We start from the raw sequence: 19171 nt of genomic DNA, 5'->3' as shown, positions 1-19171 counted from the left end.
CAGTCCCGTCCTGTTCAGTGTCCGGCGCTCTGTCCGCCGTCGACGTGCAGGATCTCACCGGTGACGAATCCCGCGCCTTCGAGGTACATGACCGCGTCGACGACGTCGGACACCTCACCCATCCGGCCGACGGGATGCAGCGCGGCCAGGAAGTCGTGGTCGTCGTCGGCGTGCATCGGGGTACGGATGACGCCCAGCGACACCGCGTTGACCCGGATGCCGCGGCTGGCGTACTCGATGGCCAGGGAGCGGGTGACCGCGTTGAGCCCGCCCTTGGTGAGCGCGGCGATGGCAGCGGGGACCTCCGAACTCGCGTGCTCGACGAGGCTGGTGGTGATGCTCACGACGTGGCCGCCGCCCTGGTCGAGCATCGCCGACACGGCCTGCTGCGTGATCGCGAACAGCCCGCGCATGTTCACACCGGCGACCAGGTCATAGTCGGCGGCGGTGTACTCGGTGAACGGCTTGGCGATGAACAGCCCCGCATTGTTGACCAGCGTGTCGATGCGCCCGAACGCGGCCAGGCCCTCGCCGACGACCCGGACCGCGACAGCCCGGTCGGCGATGTCGCCCGCCACGGACAGCACCATCGGATCACTGCTCGGCGGGATCGTCCGCGAGTTCGCGACGACCGCATAACCCAGCTTCCGGTACGCGACCACGAGCGCCGCCCCGATGCCCTGCGACGCGCCGGTGACGACGGCGACCTTCTGCGTGCTCATCGGATACGTCCTTGTCTGACGGTGAACGGCCGGCCTGTGCGCCCGACCGACGTCTCCAGGGTGCGCCCTGGTGAACGGCCCGCGCAGGCGCTCGCCGACACCGGCGGGTCAGCGTTCGGGCTGGTCCTCTCGCCACGCCGCCGACATCGGCCAGTCGCGATCGAAGATCCGTCTTCGTAGACGCTTGCGCAGGTCCGGGACGGCTGTCACCGAGGCTGGCCGGTGATGTCGTGATCGACAATGGCGGTCGGGTGCCCGCACTTGCACCTTTTGCCATTGATTGTCTGGTGCGCTACCACGGAGTGCCGTGTCATCAGAGCCGTGCGGTGCCGCCCGAGCATGCCGCGCGCCCAGCTGCGTGCCCGCATACCTTGCATTCCGGGCATATCGCGGTGGCCAGCGCCAGCCGCACTGGCCTTGATCGCTGTTTCGGGTCAAAAAGTGCGTTCTCACCTCACGTTCTGACCCGAAACAGCGATCAAGGCCGGTGGACGCGCTTCTCGGGACGAGAAGGAGGGGCGGTAGGGGCACTTTGTCCGTTTCGGAGCATGCGCGGGCCGAAGGCGCCGGGCGGGCGGCGCAGGCCGGGAGGCGCGGGCGGGCGGCGCAGGCCGGGAGGCGCGGGCGGGCGGCGCAGGCCGGGAGGCGCGGGCGGGCGGCGCAGGCCGGGAGGCGCGGGCGGGCGGCGCAGGTCGGCTGGATGGTTCGTGGGTCAGGTTTTGCGGGCGCGGAGGCCGAGGATGCGGCGGCCGGCGGCGAGCAGGTGGCGGCGTAGCACGTCGGCGTCGTGGTGTTGCATCACCGGAGAGGAGGCTGTGGTGGCGATCCCGGCCAGGGCGAGCGTCGCGTTGATCTCGGCTTCGGCGGAGCCGTCGAGGGCCATCAGCTCGCCGGGGCGGCGGAACAGTTCGACCACGTCGGGATGGCTCTGCAGCGCGCTGGTCACGCCGGGGTCCGTGCCGATCATGGCGATCAGGCCGCGGTGCTTGACGGTCAGGTCGACCAGGCCCGACAGCATCGCGTCGGCGCGGGCGGACGGGGTGCGCTGGGCCTCGGCGGCCTCGATGATGGCGTACATCTCGGAGATCGCGGGCTGGATCACGGCGGTCAGGATGTCGTCGCGGGTCCGGAAGTGGTGGTAGACGGCCGCCTTGGTGACGCCGAGGGTGTCGGCGATCATCTGCAGCGAGGTGCCGGCGAAGCTGTGCATGGCGAACAGCCGGCAGGCCTCGTCGAGCAGGCGCTGCCGGGTGCGCTCCGGGCCGCGCGAGTCGGCGTGTGTCGCAGCTCTCACGGCACCCTCCTTACCAGATCATCGACGGCGGGGGAAGTCGCCCGTCCTGAGCAAATCTAGCTGATCAGCAGCCATTCGCCTAGCCGACCGGCAAGCTGCAAGCTTGCCGAATGACTAGCTGAAAACTTGCCGATCGACAGGTTCACTCCTTGCCGATCGGCTTGCTCACTCCTTGCCGAACGGCTAGGGTCGGCCGTGGTGCGGCGACCCCTGAACACGCACATGAACAGCGTGTTTCGCCGCGATGACGGCCACCCATCCCTCGTTTGGAGTACCTACCGTGGCGACATTCCTCTACCGGATCGGACGGTTCTCCTACCGCCGACGCTGGATCGTCCTCGGCCTCTGGGTGGTGCTGATCGCGCTCGCCGGGGCCGGCGCGGCGACGCTTTCGGGCAAGATGTCCAACGACTTCAGCATTCCGGGCACCGAGGCCCAGCGGGCCATCGACCAGCTCGGCGAGCGCTTCCCCGAGGCGCACGCGGGCGGGGCGCGCGCCCGCGTCGTGTTCGCCACGCCCGAGGGCAAGACCGTCGCCGACCCGGACATGCAGGCCGCCATCGGCCGCGTGGTGGGCGCGCTGAACGGAGCGCCGCAGGTCGCACGGGTGCTCGACCCGTACACCGCGAGGTCCATCTCCCCCGACGGCCGTTACGCCTTCGCCCACGTGACATACGCCGTGCAGGGTATGGAGCTGACCGACGGCGACCGGGACGCGCTGCTGGACGCCGCTGCCCTCGGCCGCGACGCGGGCCTGACCGTGGAGGTCGGCGGCGACGCGCTGCGGGCCAACCCGAAGACCGGCGTCGTCGAGGTCATCGGCATCGCCATCGCCGCCCTGGTCCTCATCATCACGCTGGGCTCGCTGGTCTCCGCCGGCCTGCCGCTGCTCACCGCCGTCGCCGGGATCGGCATCGGCCTGTCCGGCGTCGCCATCGCGTCCCGGTTCGTCGACATCAACTCCAACAGCCTCATCCTGGCGCTGATGCTGGGCCTGGCCGTCGGCATCGACTACGCGCTGTTCATCGTCTCCCGGTTCCGGCACGAGCTGCTGGTACGCAAGGACGGCGCCGAAGCCGCCGGGCGCGCGGTCGGCACGGCGGGCTCGGCCGTGGTGTTCGCCGGGCTCACCGTCATCATCGCGCTGGCCGCGCTGACCATCGTCGGCATCCCGCTGCTGGCCGGACTCGGCCTGTCCGCCGCGGCGACCGTCGCGGTGGCGGTGCTGGTCGCGGTCACGCTGCTGCCCGCACTGCTAGGCTTCACCGGCGACCGCCTGGTCAAGGGCCGCCTGTTCGGCCGCTCGACGCCCGACCCGGAGGCCGACGGCGGCCCGGTGCCGATGGGCGAGCGCTGGGCCAGGTTCGTGGTCCGGTTCCGGATCCCCGTGCTGGTGCTCAGCATCGCCGCGCTCGGCGTGCTCGCGATCCCGGCCGCGGACCTGCGCCTCGGCCTGCCCGACGACGGCATGCAGGGCGCCGACACCACCCAGCACAAGGCGTACGACCTGGTCACCAACGGCTTCGGGCCGGGCTTCAACGGCGAGCTGGTCGTCGTGGCCGAACTGCCCGCCGGGGCCGACCCGCAGGCCGTGCCCGGCCAGCTCGCCGGGCGGCTGATGACGGTCGACAACGTGCTGTACGCCGCACCCAACGGCGTGAGCGCCGACGGGCGCACCGCCCTGCTCGCCGTCATCCCGAAGACCGGCCCGAACGACGTGGCGACCGCCGACCTGGTGCACGAGCTCCGCGCCGAGCGGGCCGCGATCACCGAGGGGACCGGCGCGACCATCGCGGTCACCGGTGTCACCGCGCTGGCCATCGACGTGTCCACCCGGCTCGACGAGGCGCTGCTGCCGTACCTGGCGGTCGTGGTCGGGCTGGCGTTCCTGCTGCTGCTGCTCGTGTTCCGGTCGGTGCTGGTGCCGCTGAAGGCGACGCTCGGCTTCCTGCTCAGCGTCGCGGCGACGTTCGGCGCGGTGGTGGCCGTGTTCCAGTGGGGCTGGCTGGGCGACGTGTTCGGCGTACAGGAGACCGGCCCGATCATGAGCATGCTGCCGGTGCTGCTGATCGGCATCCTGTTCGGCCTGGCCATGGACTACCAGGTGTTCCTGGTGACCCGGATGCGCGAGGACTTCGTGCACGGCGCTTCGGCGCGCGACGCCGTCGTGACCGGCTTCCGGCACGGGGCGCGGGTGGTCACCGCCGCCGCCATCATCATGATCAGCGTGTTCGGCGGGTTCGTGTTCTCCGGTGAGACGCTGATCCAGTCGATCGGTTTCGCGCTGGCGTTCGGTGTGCTGATCGACGCGTTCGTGGTACGCATGACCATCGTGCCCGCGCTGATGTCGCTGCTCGGCCGGGCCGCCTGGTGGCTGCCGCGCTGGCTGGACCGCGTCCTGCCCAACGTGGACGTCGAGGGCGAGCGGCTGCACAAGGCTGAGGAGCCGGTCCTCGAACCGGTCGCCGCAGGCGTCTGACCAGCGGCTCTCACCGCCAGACCGAAGGAAGGGCACCTTCCACGACGCACAGCGTTGGGAAGGTGCCCTTCCTTCGCCGTCAGCGGCGGGTCGCCGTGAGCACGGCGTCGTGGATGGTCACGGGGTTGCCGTCGGGGTCGGTGATGTCGCGGCCCGGGGTCGTCGCGCTGATCTGCCAGTCGCGCTCGTCCAGCGTGGCCGCGACCTGCTCGGCGGTGAACATCAGCTCCGGCAGGCGGGGGCGGCCGATCGTGGTCTCCAGGTCGGACGGGTGGTGGCCGACGATGAGCAGCGTTCCGCCGGGGCGGACCACTGCGGCCAGGCGGCGGTGCAGCGCCTCCAGCGCGGGACGGGGCAGGTGCATGAACTGGGCCGAGACCAGGTCGTACCGGGCCGGGGCGGGATCCCAGGACAGGACGTCGACCTGCTGCCAGGTGATGCGCTCGGCGAGTTCGCCCCGCTCGGCGGCGACGGCGGCCGCCCGGCCCAGTGCCACGCCCGACACGTCGACCCCCGTGACCCGCCAGCCCTGCGCGGCCAGCCAGATCGCGTCCGCGCCCTCACCACAGCCGACGTCGAGCGCCTCCCCCGGCGTGAACCCGGCGACGGTGGCCACCAGGTGCGGATTCGGATTGCCGCTCCAGATCCGCTCCTTCGAGCCGTACCGCTCGTCCCAGAACTCCGCCGTGAACATGATCTCGGTTGCCTGCTGCGTGTGCGCGTCGGTCATGGTGACCACCTCCGCCACCCACCCTGCTGCCACCACCGGCATCGGGGCAAACCCCGTTGCCGTTCCAGCAAACAGCCCGGGGCGAGGGCAGCTCGTCAGCCGCCCTCGCCCCGGACCTCGGCCCCACCCGCTGAGCGGACGGCGGCGGATCAGAAGTCGTCGGGGGTGCGGATGCGGTCGCGGACCCAGGCCCCGGCGGGCTTGAGGCGGCCGGTGCCGCCGTACTGGCCGGTGGCGCAGGTGCCGGTGGTGAAGACGGCTCCGGAGCGGAAGTCGTCGGAGTAGTTCCAGTTGGTCCAGCTGACCTTTTTGGCCGCCATGAGGTCCAGGTAGCGCTGGGCGTTGGTGAAGTCGTTCGGGCCGTCGCCAGTGGCCTGCTGGGTGCCGAACTCGGTGACGAACATCGGCAGGGTGTCGACGGCCTGGGCGAAGGTGTTGTAGTAGGCGTTGCCGTGCGAGGCGGCGTAGAAGTGGAAGACGTACATCAGGTTGCCTGCGGTGACGGGGTTGGCGGTGATGGTGGCTACGCCGTTGCCGTTGCCGGACACCGACAGCGAGGACCAGTCGGGGGTGCCGACGAGGACGACAGCCTCCGGGTCGCGCTGGCGGATCACCGGGATGACCTGGTCGGCGTAGCTCTTGATGGACGACCAGCTGACCTCGTTGGGCTCGTTGGCGATCTCGTACAGCACGTTGACCTTGCCGGCGTGCCGCTCGGCGATCTCGGCGAAGAAGGTCTTCGCGCGGGCCAGGTTGACGTTCGGGTCGCCGGGGTCGAGCATGTGCCAGTCGACGATGGCGTACATGCCGCGGGCGGTGGCCAGCTCGATGTAGTTGTGCACCAGGTCGGTGAAGCGGCGCGGGTCGGTCTCGTACCCGCCCTCCTGGATGTACATCGAGATGCGCAGCACGTCGGCTTTCCACTCGTTGGCCAGCACGTCCAGCGAGCCTGCGGTCGCGCAGTCGGCGTACCACTGGATGCCGTGCGTGCTCATGCCGCGCAACTGGATCGCCTTGCCGTTCTTGTTGCACAGCTGCCGCCCGCAGACCCGCAGCTGGCCGTTGGCGGCCACGGGGGTGCCGGTGGGGCCGGAACTGGCCGACGGGCTCGGCGACGGCGGCTTCGAGGGCGACGCGGACGGCGACGGCGGGCGTGACGGGGAGGCCGAGGGCGACGGTGGGCGGGGCGTGGACGCCGACGGGCTGGGCTGGGTGCCGCCGGCGCACGGCTGGCCGTTGAGCAGGCAGCCGGTGGGGCTGCCGGTGCCCGTGCCGATGAATCCGAACACGACCGAAGCGCCCGGGGCGACGGTGCCGTTCCAGGACAGGTTGGCGAAGACGACCTGCTGGCCGCTGCCCGAGCGCGTGGCGTCCCAGTGCGAGCTGATGCCGGTGCCGGAAGGCAGGGTGAACGACACCTGCCAGGAGTTCATCGTGCTGCTGCCGCCGTTGGTGATCGTGTAGCGGCCCTCGAATCCGGAGCCCCACTCGGACACCTTGGTGAAGGTGGCGGTCGGGGTGGTCGCGGCGCTGGCGGAACCCACCGCGACGGCCAGCGAAACGGCGGCCAGCACGGACACCGTACCGGCGACCAGGACGTTTCTCAGGTTTCGTGACATGCGCGCCTCCACGGGGCGTCGACTTCGGACGGGTTCGGTGGCGTGGCAGATGTGCGGCCCGGGGCAGGGCCGCACATCTGTTAGGAAAATTAACTTACTATCGATCACCCTAAGTTCGTCGATGGAGCACGTCAAGGCGAGCAGGCTTAATGATCGCTTAAATCGACGGCACCGCGGATGGTCGCGTCCCGCGACCCCGCTGACGGACGGCGCGCGGATCGCGATCTGCCCGTCCGGCACAATGACCGGGTGGGAATCGCCAGGAGCCGACGAAACGCAGGCCGTATGCATCAGGAGCCGACCGTCGACGGCGGCGGCACGCCCGTGCCGCGGCCCGACCAGCCCGAACCCGACGCGGCGTACGACGAGCGCCCGGCCGAGGGCGAGCACTGGGGCCCGTTCGCCCGCCGCCTGCAGGCGACCCGCCACCCGCGAGCGCTGCCGGCGCTGCTGGAGGCGCACGACGACCTGCACCGCGAGCCCCGGTTCTGCTGCGTCGGCGCGGTACGGGCCGCGATCTACGAGATCGCGACGGCCCGCGAGAACGCGGCCAGCGGGCCGGTCGCCGACCTCGTCGACCGGTGGTGGGACTCGCCCGACCCGTGGGAGGAGATGGTCGCGGTCACCGCCCGCGCCGGAGCCCTGGACGAGGCGGAGCGGCCCGCGCTGCTGGAGAAGGTGCGCTCGCCCCTGCCGACGGTGGCCACCGCCGCCATCGAGGGCCTGTGCGGCATGTCCGACGCGGCCGAGATCGAGGCGCTGCGCGACATCGTCAGCCGCCCCGACCCGACCCTGCACTGGGCGCACGAGGCCGCGTCGCGGCGGCTGGCCGAGATCGGCGGCCCCGAGGCCGAGGCCGCCCTGGCGCAGCGCCACACGAACCCGGCCAACGACCTGTGGCAGCGCCCCTGACGACGGGGTCCCAGGTCAGGCCGCGCGGGTGTAGCGGTGGCAGGGAACGGGGATCGGGCCGCCGGAACTGCGGGCCGGGTAGTCGAACGCGCCCTCGTCGGTCCAGCCCTCGCGCTCGTAGAAGCGGCGGGCGCGGGTGTTGCCGCTGACGACCGCGAGCCAGGCCCGGTCGTGTCCGTTGGCGCCGACCTGGCGAAGGCCCTCGGCCAGCAGCGTTCCGGCGACCCCGGTGCCGCGACGGTCCGCGGCGACGTACACCTGCTCGACCTCGTCGGCGACGACCATCACGAAACCCGCGACCTCGTTGCCGACCTCGGCCACGGTCGTGTCGGCGACGCGCTGCGCGGCGCGCAGGTCGAACGACTCCGGCGTACGGATCGCGACCAGTTCCTCCGGCACGTGGCCCAGGTGGCCGTCGCGCCAGCCGTCCCGCCAGATCAGACCGACGGTGGGCGCGTCGGCGGCGGTCGCGGGGCGGATCCGGACGTCGTCCTCACGAGTGATCATGCAGTCCAGCCTATCCGGCACCGCGGCCGCGGCCCACTCGCGCGGATCGTCCGGCATGGATACAGGCGGTGAGCCGGGCCAGGATCGGGCGGTCGTCGGACGGGTCGCGACACGTTCGGGGTGTGTCGGTGCTTTCGGCGGAGCCGGATGACGTGCCGCAGGGCATAGGCTGAGATCCAGAGCGGTCCTGATGGGACGGTCCGGTGAAGGCGGAGGTGGCGGCATGTACGCGGTGATCGATGTGGAGACCACCGGCCTGCGCACGACCTGGCACGACCGGATCTGCGAGATCGCGATCGTGCACGTCGACGCGGCCGGCCGGATCACCGGCGACTGGTCCAGCCTGGTCAATCCCGAGCGCGACCTCGGCCCGCAGCACGTGCACGGCATCACCGCCGCCGAGGCCCGCCGCGCGCCGGTCTTCGCCGACCTCGCCGGGCAGGTCGGGGCCATGCTGCGCGAACGCGTGATCGTGGCGCACAATCTCGCGTTCGACGCCGCGTTCCTGGTCGCCGAATACTCCCGGCTCGGGCTGACCGCCCCGGTCGGGCGGGAGTACGGGCTGTGCACCATGAACCTGGCCGCGCAGCTGCTGCCCTCGGCCGGGCGCAGCCTGCGGGACTGCTGCCTGGCGGCGGGCATTCCGCAGCAGCGGGCGCACAGCGCGCTCGACGACGCCCGCGCGGCCGCCGGGCTGCTGACGCGTTACCTGCAGCGGGTCGGCTCGCCGCCGCCGTGGCAGCAACTGGTGCTCGACGCGGCCACGCTGACCTGGCCGCCGCTGCCCGACGACGAGGTGCTGCCGGTGGTGCGCCGCCACCCGCACGAGGCCGAGGAGCACTTCCTCACCCGGCTCGTCGACCGGCTGCCCCGCGTGGCGACACCGCCGCAGGCCGACAGCTACCTGTCGCTGCTCGACCACGCGCTGCTCGACCGGCACGTGTCGGCGATGGAGGCGGACGCGCTGGTCGACGCCGCGTACGCGCTGGGCCTCAGCCGCGACGACGTGCTGGACCTGCACCGGCTCTACCTGCGGGCGCTGGCCGTCGAGGCCGCCGACGACGGACAGGTGACCGAGACCGAGCGGGCCGACCTGCACACCGTCGCCGCACTGCTCGGGCTGGGCCGCGCCGACGTCGACGGGGCGCTGGCCCCCGACCCGGACGACCGGCACCTGCGCACCACCCGGCCGCTGCCAGCGCCCGCGTTCCGGCTGCTGGCCGGCGACACGGTCGTGTTCACCGGGCAGACCGCCGAGTCGCGGGAGCTGTGGGAGGAACGGGCCCGGATGGCGGGGCTGACCGTCGGGCGTGCCGTCACCCGGACCACCCGGCTGCTGGTCGCAGCGGACCCCGACACCATGTCCGGCAAGGCCCGCCAGGCCCGGCGGCACCGTATCCCGATCGTGCACCCGGGCGCGTTCCTGAGCATGCTGGTGGCGCTGCGCGTCGCGGAGTAGCCCGACTGTGGTGATCACCACCCACCCGCCGCCGTAATTGCGTTGAGCTCGGACGGGGCGGCCTTGCATGCTGGGGACCAGTTCAAACCAGCTGCAAGGGGCCCCGCGATGCGTCTGTTCCGTGACCTGTGGGCCACGTCGCCCCGCCGAACCCTGGCGGTGCTGGTCCTCATCGTCGCCGGTGCGGCCGCCGCCGCGCTGTCCGCGGCCCTGGCCGGCACCGTACTGGTGGACCGGTCGACGCTCGCCTTCACCGCGCTCGCGACCGCGCTGGCCGTGGTCGTGCTCAGCGACCTGACGCTCAGCCTGATCATGGCGCGGCTGACCGCCGACTGGGCGGCCGACGTGCGTCGGCGGCTGTGCAAGGTCGCCTTCGGGCAGAGCCTGCCCGCGCTGGAGGGCACCCCGGTCGGCGAGCTGCTCGACCGCATCGACGGCGACGTGTACCAGGTGGGTTCGCAGCTGCGCGGCAGCGGCGTGCGGCTGGCCCAGTCGGGCGCGGTGGCGGTGCTGTCCGTGGTCACGGCGTTCGTGGTGTGGTGGCCGGCGGGCCTGGCCATGCTGGTGCTGTCGGTGGTGCTCGGCTTCGGGCTGCGCCGCCCGACCGCCGCCATCGGCCCGGCCCGGATGCACGAGGAGGAGGCCTGGTCGGACCTGGCCGCCGTGCAGGAGGAGTCGGTACACGGGCAGGACGACGTACGCACCAGCCTGGGCCGCCCGTACGTGCTGCATCTCTACGCCCGGCGCGCGGCCGAGGTGCTCACCCGGGGCCGCCGCGTCTGGAAGCTGTCGTCGCGGGTCAGCACCATCGCGTCCGGCGTGACCAGGATCGGGATCGCCGTGCTGGTGCTCGGCGGGGTCTGGGCGCTGTCGGCGGGGCAGCTCGACGCGGCCCGGCTCACCGGCGCGTGGCTGCTGGCGCTGGCCTTCGGCGGCACCGTCGAGCAGGTCAGCCGCATGTTGCCGGAGTTGCAGCACGCGCTGGGCGCGTGGGCGCGGGTGCAGTTGCTGCGCGACACCCCGCAGGAGCCGACCGGCGGCGGCGCGCCCGCCACGGGCAACTTCGAGGTACGCGGGCTGACCTTCCACTACTCCGCCGACCGCCGCCGCCCGGCGCTGCGCGAGCTGGACCTGACGTTCGCGCCGGGACGCTCGTACGCCCTGGTGGGCCGGACCGGTTCGGGCAAGTCGACGCTGGCCAAGGTGCTGACCAGGGCCGTGGACGTGCCCCGGGGCACCGTGTTCCTGGGCGGGACGGACCTCAACGACCTGGACGTGGAGCAGCTGCGCCGCTGGGTGGCGATCGTGCCGCAGCGCACCGAGATCCTGGCCGGGACCCTGGCCGAGAACATCGCGCTGTTCGATCCGGACCTGCTCGGCGGGGCCGGGCCGGCCATGGACGAGCTGGGGCTGGCCTCCTGGGTCGACACGCTGCCCGACGGCCTGGACACGAAGCTCGGCGAGGGCGGCCAGAAACTGTCGGCGGGCCAGGAGCAGCTGGTCGCGTTCGCCCGCATCCTGGTCCGGGACCCGCAGGTGGTGATCCTCGACGAGGCGACCGCCCGGATGGACCCGGTCACCGAGTCGCGGGTGCAGCACGCGGCGCAGCGGCTGCTGACCGGCCGGATCGGCGTGGTCATCGCGCACCGGCTGTCGTCGGTGCGCGACTGCGACGAGGTCGTGGTGCTGGCCGACGGCCGGGTCGTGGAGGCCGGGCCGCTGGCGGAGTCCGAGCGCTTCGCGCAGCTGCTGGCCACCAGCCACAGCGCGGTCGACGGTGAACTGGTGCTGGCCAGCGCGTACGGGCTGTCGGCTGCCGAGGGCGCGGCGCCCGGGACCGGTCAGGCCGCCCCGGTCCGTACGGTCTCCGCCGGCGGCGACGGGCCGGGCGTGGACCTTGTCGCGCTGCCCAAGGCCGCGCCGCCGCCGCTGCCCGCCCCGCAGAAGGTGCGCACCCTGCGCGAGATCTTCCGGCTGACGGTCAACGACTTCCGCTTCGGCCAGGTCTCGGTCGCGCTGTTCACCGTGATGGTGCTGTTCGGTCTCGACGGCACGGTGCTGCCGTGGCTGTGGGCCGACGTCGTCGACGGCACCGGCAGTCCGTGGTGGCCCGCGGTCGGCATCGTCGCCGGGCTGGCCGTCACGGCCCCGGCCGGTTACTACGCGGGTGTCTGGTATCCGGAGTGGTGGGTCCGGCAGATGCTGCGGATCAACCTGCGCCTGGTGCACGGGCAGACCGGGCCGCGCCGGGTCAGCGCGCACACCCCGGCCGAGGTCGTCGCGCAGGGCGGCGACAACGAACGCGTGGTGATGCTGGCCGACAACCTGATCGACCAGACCATCGGCATCATCATGATCGTCGCGATGACGGTGGTGTCCGGCTCGATCGTGCCCGCGCTGTTCTTCGCGGGCACGATGGTGGTCTCGGCGCTGGCCGCGACAGTGTTCGCCCCGGTGCTCAAGCGCTCGGCCGCGCACACGGTGGCGGCGCGGGCCGCGTTCGCCACGTTCCTGGTGTCGTCGCTGTCGTCGGCGCGCACGGTCAAGCTGGCCGGGGCGACCGTGCCGGTGCTGGGACGACTGGCCGGGCTGGACGCCGCGCGCAGCGAGCGCCAACGCCAGGAGATCGCCATGCAGGTGTGGGCCCGGTCGACGCCCTCGCTGCTGGCGGGCCTGCTGCCGATCGCTGTCTGGGCGCTGTTCATGGCCGGGGACCTGGGCGCGGGCGCGACCCTGGTCGCGGTGTCGACGCTGGGTTCGGCCCGCTGGTTCGCCTGGACGACGGCCTCACTGGTGTCGCAGCTGCCGTCGGCGAAGGTGTGGACCAGGCGCACGGTGGCGATGGCCGGGATCGGCGCGTACTCGGCGGCCGTGCCGGGGGTGGACCTGTCCGCGGGCACCGCGCCGGGGCCGGTGGCCGCGCCGCGCAACCCGCTGCACCGGCTGGAGCTGTCCAAGTTCGGCGCGGTGCACGAGGACGGCACGGTGGGCGTACGCGGCGTCGACCTGACCGTCGAGCGCGGTGACCTGGTGCTCGTGCTCGGCCCGGTCGGCTCGGGCAAGTCCTCGCTGCTGCGGGCCCTGGCCGGGATCGTGCACCACGACGGCGCGCTGCTCTGGAACGGCGACCCGGTCGCCGAGCCGGAGGTGTTCCTGCGGCCCAACCAGGTCGGCTACGTGGCCCAGCTGCCCCGGGTGCTGTCCGGCACGGTCGGCGACAACATTCGGCTGGGCCACGACGTCGACGCCGCGCAGGCGGTGGCGACGGCGCAGCTGGAGCACGATTTGGCGGCGGCGGGCAGCGGCATGGAGCTGCTCATCGGGCACAAGGGCACCCGGCTGTCGGGTGGCCAGTTGCAGCGCCTCGCGCTGGCGCGGGCGCTCGCGCCGGGCACCGAGCTGCTGATCGCCGACGACGTGTCGTCCGCCCTGGACGTGACCACGGAGCTGGCGCTGTGGCAGGCGCTGCGGGCGCACGGGCTGACCGTGGTCGGCTCGACGTCCAAGCGCGCGGCGCTGGTGCAGGCCGACCGGGTCGTCGTGCTGATCAACGGCGAGGCGGTCGCCCAGGGCGCCTGGAGCGAGCTGGAGGCGGGCTGGGGTCACCTGGCCGGTTGAGCGATCGGACCGAAGCCCCGGCCGGGTGATCCGGCCGGGGCTTCTCGCATGTCGGAGCACGTGCCAACTTGAACGGAATCTCAGTTAAGCGTATTTACAGTTAGGACTGTTTATTTTATGTTTTCGTGAACGAGTGTCGATGTCTCCTCTCACGACACCGGCACTCGTCCCACCCGGTCCGTCCATCCCGCACAGAAGCGAGGAGGAGACATGAGAAAACGGATCGTCCTACCCGTCCTGTCCATCTTCACGATCCTGGTGTCCGGCATGATCGCCGCCCCGGCGAGCGCGCACGGGTACATCTCGTCCCCACCCAGCCGTCAGGCCAACTGCGCCCGGGGCGTCGTCACCGGCTGCGGTGACATCGTCTGGGAGCCGCAGAGCGTCGAGGCCCCGAAGGGCTCGATGCAGTGCAACGGCGGCGGCAGCCGATTCGCGGTCCTCAACGACAACAGCAAGAACTGGCCCGCGGCCTCGGTCGGCAACAACGTCACGTTCAACTGGGTGCTCACCGCCCGCCACCGCACCAGCACCTGGGAGTACTTCGTCGGAAGCACCCGCATCGCGGTCTTCAACGACAACGGCGCCCAGCCCGGCGCGACGGTCTCGCACCCGGTCAGTCTCGGCGGGCGCACCGGCCGGTTCACCGTGCTGGCACGGTGGAACGTCTACGACACCGCGATGGCGTTCTACTCCTGCGTCGACCTGCAGGTAGGCGGCGGTGGCGGCGGGGGCAACCCGACGCCGCCGCCGACGTCGCCCTCGCCCAACCCGCCGCAGTCCCCGCCGCCGACCAACCCCGGCGGCGGCACCTGGGCCGCGGGCACCGCGTACGGTGTCGGCGCCACGGTGACCTACGGCGGGCTCAGCTACCGCTGCCTGCAGGCGCACACCGCGCTCGCGGGCTGGGAGCCGCCCACCACGCCTGCCCTGTGGCAGCGCATCTGAGTCCCTGCTGACCCGGTCCGCGGCTCACGCCGAGCCGCGGACCGGCCCCCGGCCAGCAGTCCTCATCTCCGGTCACGAGGAGCCCGCCGCACATGAAGCGCTTCGTCCTGCTCGCCGTCGCCCTGGTGACCCTCGCCGCCTGCGACGCACCGCCCGGGGTCACCACCGGGCCGACGTCCGCGCCGTCGTTCGCGCCGCCCGCCGGGTCGCCGCCGCCACCGTTCTCCCAGACCGACGGCTACAACGACACCGACGTGATGTTCCTGCAGATGATGACCGCGCAGTACGGTCCCGCGTCCGAGCTGCTGAAACTCGCCGCCGAGCGCAGCGCGAACACGAAGGTGCGCGACCTGGCCGCAGCGATGGACGTCACCCAGGCCGACGAGCTGGTCTCGGTGCAGAAATGGCTGCGTGCCTGGGCCAAGCCGCTGACGCCCGCCGCCGACCCGAACCTGCACGCCGGACACGGCGGCCTGCCCGCGACCGGGCCCGAAGAGGTCAAGGCGCTGCGCGACGCCCCCGCCGCCGAGTTCGACAAGGTCTTCCTGAACCTGCTGATCGGCCACCAGCACCAGGCGATCGAGTACTCCCGGCTGGAGCTGACGTCGGGCGTCAACCCGACGGTGCTGGAGTTCGCGACCCGCGTCGACTCGTCCCGCACCGCCCAGGTCACCATGATGCTCGGCATGGTCTCCGGCTGAGCCGCGCTCGCATCCGGAGGGTCACCACGGCGGTCCGGATCGTGCGATGATCGGCGCCGCAACCGCCGGGACCGACGCCGAGGAGCACGGTGCAGACCCTCATCCCCGCCAGCTGGGCCGCCGTGGGCCACGGCATCCCGAGCGTGTGCAGCAGACACGGGCTTCCGGCCACGCTGCGTGCCCGGACCAGGTTCGAGTCCGCCCCGGCCGGATGGACGTACGCCCTGATCCCGCTGGGTCTGCTCGTCTTCCTCATCGTGCGCGCCGCCACCCGGCAGGTCGTCGACGCCCCCGTGTGGCACTACTGCGACCGCTGCCGCAGCAGGCGACGGCAGCAGCGGGTGTGGTTCGGGCTGCTGCTTGCTGCCGGGTTCGCGATACCGGTGGCCGCGATCGCGCTGGAGGCCGGCGAGCCCGCCGCGCCGATACTGATGGCCGTCGCGCTGCTCACGGTCATCGTCGGCTATGTCGGACTGGCCCGCGCACGCTGGGAGGTCATCGCCCAGGCCCGGGTCACCCGCGACGGGCTGTGGATCGCCGTCCGCGACGCCGCGCCCGAGTTCGACGCCGAGTTCACCGCGGCGATAGCTGCCGCCCAGCAGTACTACGCGGACCCGGCCGCGCCCGACGGGCCCGCCGCCGTCGCGGCCGCGCCCACGGGTGCGGGCTGGACCACCCCGCACTGACAACGCTCAGGGCAGCACCCGGCGGGCCGCGTCGGCCGACCACTCGACCAGCATCAGCATCGCGTCGTCGCGCGGCGGTCCGTCCCGGAACGCCGCGACCCGGTTGCCAGACCGCGCAGCGTCTCCAGGCGGGGAGTTTCACGGCAGAGATCGGCGTTTCGTGTCGATAGCTCGGATCTGACCGTAGCCATCGACACGAAACGCCGATCTTGACCAGGCCCGCGCCGGCGGGCCGCCCCACGGCCTCAGACCCGCGGCGCCGAGCGCGCCGGGCGGGCGGAGCCGAGCGCGGGCAGCAGCGCCGCCGCGACGGCCAGCACCAGGCACACGCCGACGGTCGCGGCCAGGGTGCCCCACGGAATCACCATCGGCACCGCCACCCCGAGCTGCGTGCTCAACCCCCGGGCGAGCGCCGCGAGCGCGGCGACCGCCACGGCGAGCCCGAGCGCCGCGCCGGTGGCCACCACGGTCGCGGTCTCGGCGGCCAGCACCCCCAGCACCTGGGCGCGGGTCGCCCCGGACAGTTTCAGCACGCGCAGATCCCCGGCCCGGCCCGTGGTCGACATGAGCATCGTGTTCACGACCGCGAGCAGCCCGAATCCGGCCGAGACGCCGATCAGCAGCGCGGTGAACACCCATACCAGGCGGTCGTCCTCGTCCTGGCCGCTGCCCGCGTAGGCGGCGGCGGTCAGCGTCCGCGCACCCAGCCCGGCCAGGGCGCTGTCCGGGACGAGGCGTCCCGAGTAGACGACGGTGGTCAGCGCCGACGGGTCCATCGCCCGCACCGCCGCACGGTCGAGCAGGATGCTCGCGGGCAGCGGGCCACCGTCGACCACGGCGACGACCACCACGGTCAGCGCCCGGCCGTCGGGGCCGAACACCTGGTGCGTGCTGTCCAGAACCCAGCCCTGCGAGCCGGCGAATCCTTCGGCGACCGCCACGGGGACCAGCCGGCCCGGCCCGCCGCCGGGTTCCTGGCCGGTGGGCGTCGCGGCATGCAGCGCGGACAGGCTGCCCTGCGCGGTGTGGAACACGGTGTGCTCGGCGGCGGTGACGCCAGCGGCGGCCAGCGGTTCGACGCCGTCGTACAGGGTGGTCGGCAGGGCGGACCGGCCACCGGCCGCGGTGACGGCGGCGTCGGACAGGCCCGTAGCGCCGTCGGGCACGACGACGGCCGTGGCGTTCGCGGCGCTGACCCGGTTGAGGCCGTAGTAGGCGGTGGTGGTCTGCACCATGCCGCCGATCAGGACGGTGAACGCCACACAGAGCAGCACCGGAGCGGCGGCGGCCGCCGAACGCCGGGCCGCGGTGCCCACGTGCTGGCGCACCAGCAGCGCCGTCGCGCCCCGGCCGCCCGCGAACGGCGCGGTGAGCAGGCGCACCACGGCCGGTAGCAGCACCGGGGCCAGCAGGCTGGCCGCGGTGACCAGCGCCATCGCCGCGTACAGCGCGTAGGTGCCGAGGTCGGCTCCGGACGCCTCGGTCGCGGCGACTCCGGCGGCGATCGCGGCGGCCAGCGCCAGTCCACCGCCGATCATCCGCACCAGGGTCACCGGGCGGTCGTCGACGGCCGCCGTACGCAGGGCCGCCAGTGGCCCGACCCGGGCCGCGCGCCGCGCCGCCGCCCACGCGCCGGCCAGCGCCACCAGCACCCCGGCGGCCAACGCGGCAACCGGCACCACCGGCTGGTACAGCACAGTGAACGACGCGGGCTCGAAACCGGTGCTCACCAGCCAGTTCGCCACCGGCCTGGCGGCCAGTAGCCCCGCGGGGACACCGATCGCGCCGCCGAGCAGCCCCAGCAGCACCACCTCGCCGAGCACCCAGCGCCGCACCTGCCCTGGCACCGCCCCGAGCAGCCGCAGCAGCCCCAGCTCGCGCTCCCGCTGCCGGGTGGCGAAGGCGAACGTCGACGCCACGATGAACACCGACACGAACAGCCCGAGCGCGCACAGGGCCGACAGCACCTGCATCCCGATCCACCGGGTCCGGGCATCCCCGACCGGCTCCAGCGCCCCACGCCCGTCGCCGGTGAGCACGACACCGTCCACGCCGACCACGGCTGCCACCGCGGCGGCGATGTCGGCATCGGCGGCCTCGCCCGCACCGCCGTGACCGCCGGCAGCACCATCGGCATCGGTCGAAGTGGAGGCGGTCAGCAGGCCGATCACAGGCACGCCGCCGCCACGGGCGGCCGCCATGCCGTCGGCCACCCAGATCCCGGTCCCGTCGACCGTGCCGGTCACCGTGTAGTCCTCCGGCCCGGCGGCCGTCAGCAGCACGACCCGCGCCCCGACCGGCGCCGCCTGTGCCGCACCCAGCACCACCTCACCGGTCGCGGCCGGAGCCCGGCCCGACGCGAGCACGTGCCCGCCGAGCGCGGCGGCGGACCAGTTGTAGGCGTCCTGCTCCCCCGCGACGGCACTGCCGTCGCGCAGCAGCTGCGCGTGGAAGCGGTGTACGGGCACCACCTGCGACACCCCGGGCACCGCCGCCAGCCGTACGGTCAGCGCCGCGGCCTGCTCGGCCGGCCACGGGCGGGGCTCGGTGAACGCCTCCGGGCTGGTCGGCGGCACCGGACGGATCAGCACAGGGCTCGCCGCGTACCGGGCGGGAGTCACCGGGCGGGCCGAGACGAGCAGCAGGCCGCAGACGGTGAGCACGGCGACGGCGACGGCGAGGGTCAGCAGGGTGCCGAGCAGGCTGCGGCGGCGTTCCCGCAGCGAGGCGAGCGCGATCACGCGGTCACCGCACCGGCGGTCAGCCGTGCCGCGATACGTGCCGGGTCCGCGCCGGTGATCTCGTCGACCACTCGCCCGTCGGCCAGCACCAGCACCCGATCGGCGGTCGCCGCAGCCACCGGGTCGTGGGTCACCATGACGACGGTCTGCCCGTGCGCGTCGACGAGCCGCCGCAGCGCGGCCAGCACCACCGCCGACGACGTGCTGTCCAGGGCCCCGGTCGGCTCGTCGGCGAACAGCACCGCCGGCCGGGTGATCAGCGCGCGGGCGATGGCGACCCGCTGCTGCTCGCCGCCGGACAGCTGCGCCGGGTAGTGCCCGGCCCGCTCGGCCAGGCCGACCTCGGCCAGCGCCTGCGCGACCGCCTCGGGCCGGGGCGCGCGCCTGGCCAGTCGCAGCGGCAGGGCCGTGTTCTGGGCGGCGGTCAGTGCCCCGACCAGGTTGTACGCCTGGAACACGAACCCGATCCGGTCCCGGCGCAGCAGCGTACGGGCGTGCTCGGACAGCCCGGCCAGGTCGGTGCCGTCGATGGTGATCTGGCCGCTGTCCACGGTGTCGAGCCCCGCCGCGCACTGCAGCAGCGTCGACTTGCCCGAGCCGGAGGCGCCCATCACCGCGGTGAAGCTCGCCCCGGCGAACTCCGCGCTCACCCCGTCGAGGGCGGTGACCGTGTTCTCGCCGGTCCCGTACGTCTTGCGGACCGCGTGCAGGCGGACCGTCGCCGTTGATGTCATGGGTCCACCCCACCCGAGCGC

14 protein-coding genes are annotated in these 19171 nt (G+C 73.0%); 7 read left to right on the top strand and 7 right to left on the bottom strand.

Annotated features, from left to right (window positions below; genetic code table 11):
- Window positions 1-14 precede the first annotated feature (14 nt).
- Together HAV40_RS07985 and HAV40_RS07980 are read right to left on the bottom strand one after the other, a co-directional pair.
- Entirely contained in the window at window positions 15-722 is a 708-nt protein-coding gene (locus HAV40_RS07985) for an SDR family NAD(P)-dependent oxidoreductase (RefSeq protein ID WP_166380234.1), read from the bottom strand.
- Window positions 723-1434: 712 nt separating this feature from the next.
- Window positions 1435-2016 carry a TetR/AcrR family transcriptional regulator gene (locus tag HAV40_RS07980; protein ID WP_203670911.1) on the bottom strand — a complete coding sequence of 194 codons (582 nt, stop codon included), beginning with the start codon at window positions 2014-2016 and terminating at the stop codon, window positions 1435-1437.
- A 280-nt stretch (window positions 2017-2296) separates the two neighbouring features.
- On the opposite strand from HAV40_RS07980, the gene HAV40_RS07975 reads away from it, so the two are divergent.
- Window positions 2297-4495, top strand: a complete 2199-nt coding sequence (locus tag HAV40_RS07975) for an MMPL family transporter (RefSeq protein WP_166380233.1) — start codon at window positions 2297-2299, stop codon at window positions 4493-4495.
- 79 nt (window positions 4496-4574) lie between these two features.
- Here the strand turns inward: HAV40_RS07975 and HAV40_RS07970 are convergent, their stop codons facing one another.
- Complete coding sequence (locus HAV40_RS07970; protein WP_166380232.1) at window positions 4575-5225, bottom strand: class I SAM-dependent methyltransferase; 651 nt, start codon at window positions 5223-5225, stop codon at window positions 4575-4577.
- Window positions 5226-5374: 149 nt separating this feature from the next.
- The gene (locus HAV40_RS07965; RefSeq protein ID WP_166380231.1) at window positions 5375-6844 is read right to left on the bottom strand and encodes a cellulase family glycosylhydrolase; all 1470 of its coding nucleotides are present in this window, start codon (window positions 6842-6844) and stop codon (window positions 5375-5377) included.
- A gap of 285 nt (window positions 6845-7129) precedes the next feature.
- Between HAV40_RS07965 and HAV40_RS07960 the strand changes: the two genes are divergently transcribed.
- Window positions 7130-7756, top strand: a complete 627-nt coding sequence (locus HAV40_RS07960; protein WP_166380230.1) for a HEAT repeat domain-containing protein — start codon at window positions 7130-7132, stop codon at window positions 7754-7756.
- Window positions 7757-7771: 15 nt separating this feature from the next.
- Here HAV40_RS07960 and HAV40_RS07955 read toward each other — a convergent pair whose 3' ends face one another.
- Window positions 7772-8263 carry a GNAT family N-acetyltransferase gene (locus HAV40_RS07955; protein WP_166380229.1) on the bottom strand — a complete coding sequence of 164 codons (492 nt, stop codon included), beginning with the start codon at window positions 8261-8263 and terminating at the stop codon, window positions 7772-7774.
- Between the two features lie 223 nt (window positions 8264-8486).
- Between HAV40_RS07955 and HAV40_RS07950 the strand changes: the two genes are divergently transcribed.
- From HAV40_RS07950 to HAV40_RS07930, 5 genes are all read left to right on the top strand, one after another.
- Window positions 8487-9722, top strand: coding sequence for an exonuclease domain-containing protein (locus HAV40_RS07950; RefSeq protein WP_166380228.1), 1236 nt, complete (start codon window positions 8487-8489; stop codon window positions 9720-9722).
- 108 nt (window positions 9723-9830) lie between these two features.
- Window positions 9831-13340, top strand: a complete 3510-nt coding sequence (locus HAV40_RS07945) for an ABC transporter ATP-binding protein (protein ID WP_166380227.1) — start codon at window positions 9831-9833, stop codon at window positions 13338-13340.
- Window positions 13341-13550: 210 nt separating this feature from the next.
- Window positions 13551-14288, top strand: a complete 738-nt coding sequence (locus HAV40_RS07940; protein WP_166380226.1) for a lytic polysaccharide monooxygenase — start codon at window positions 13551-13553, stop codon at window positions 14286-14288.
- A gap of 92 nt (window positions 14289-14380) precedes the next feature.
- Entirely contained in the window at window positions 14381-14989 is a 609-nt protein-coding gene (locus tag HAV40_RS07935) for a DUF305 domain-containing protein (protein ID WP_166380225.1), read from the top strand.
- Window positions 14990-15078: 89 nt separating this feature from the next.
- A complete protein-coding gene (locus tag HAV40_RS07930; RefSeq protein ID WP_166380224.1) occupies window positions 15079-15675 on the top strand; it encodes a hypothetical protein in 597 nt (198 codons plus the stop codon).
- 245 nt (window positions 15676-15920) lie between these two features.
- On the opposite strand, the gene HAV40_RS07925 is transcribed toward HAV40_RS07930, so the two are convergent.
- Together HAV40_RS07925 and HAV40_RS07920 are read right to left on the bottom strand one after the other, a co-directional pair.
- On the bottom strand, window positions 15921-18416 hold the full coding sequence (locus HAV40_RS07925) for an FtsX-like permease family protein (RefSeq protein ID WP_166380223.1): 2496 nt from the start codon (window positions 18414-18416) through the stop codon (window positions 15921-15923).
- Complete coding sequence (locus HAV40_RS07920) at window positions 18413-19150, bottom strand: ABC transporter ATP-binding protein (protein ID WP_166380222.1); 738 nt, start codon at window positions 19148-19150, stop codon at window positions 18413-18415. Before HAV40_RS07920 ends, HAV40_RS07925 begins: the two co-directional genes overlap by 4 nt.
- Between the last annotated feature and the right edge of the window lie 21 nt (window positions 19151-19171).

The organism is Catellatospora methionotrophica, from assembly GCF_011297335.1.
In the GTDB taxonomy this organism is placed as follows: Bacteria; Actinomycetota; Actinomycetes; order Mycobacteriales; family Micromonosporaceae; genus Catellatospora; species Catellatospora methionotrophica.
Note: the sequence above shows the minus strand (reverse complement) of the source record. Positions and strands in the feature narration are given on the sequence as shown.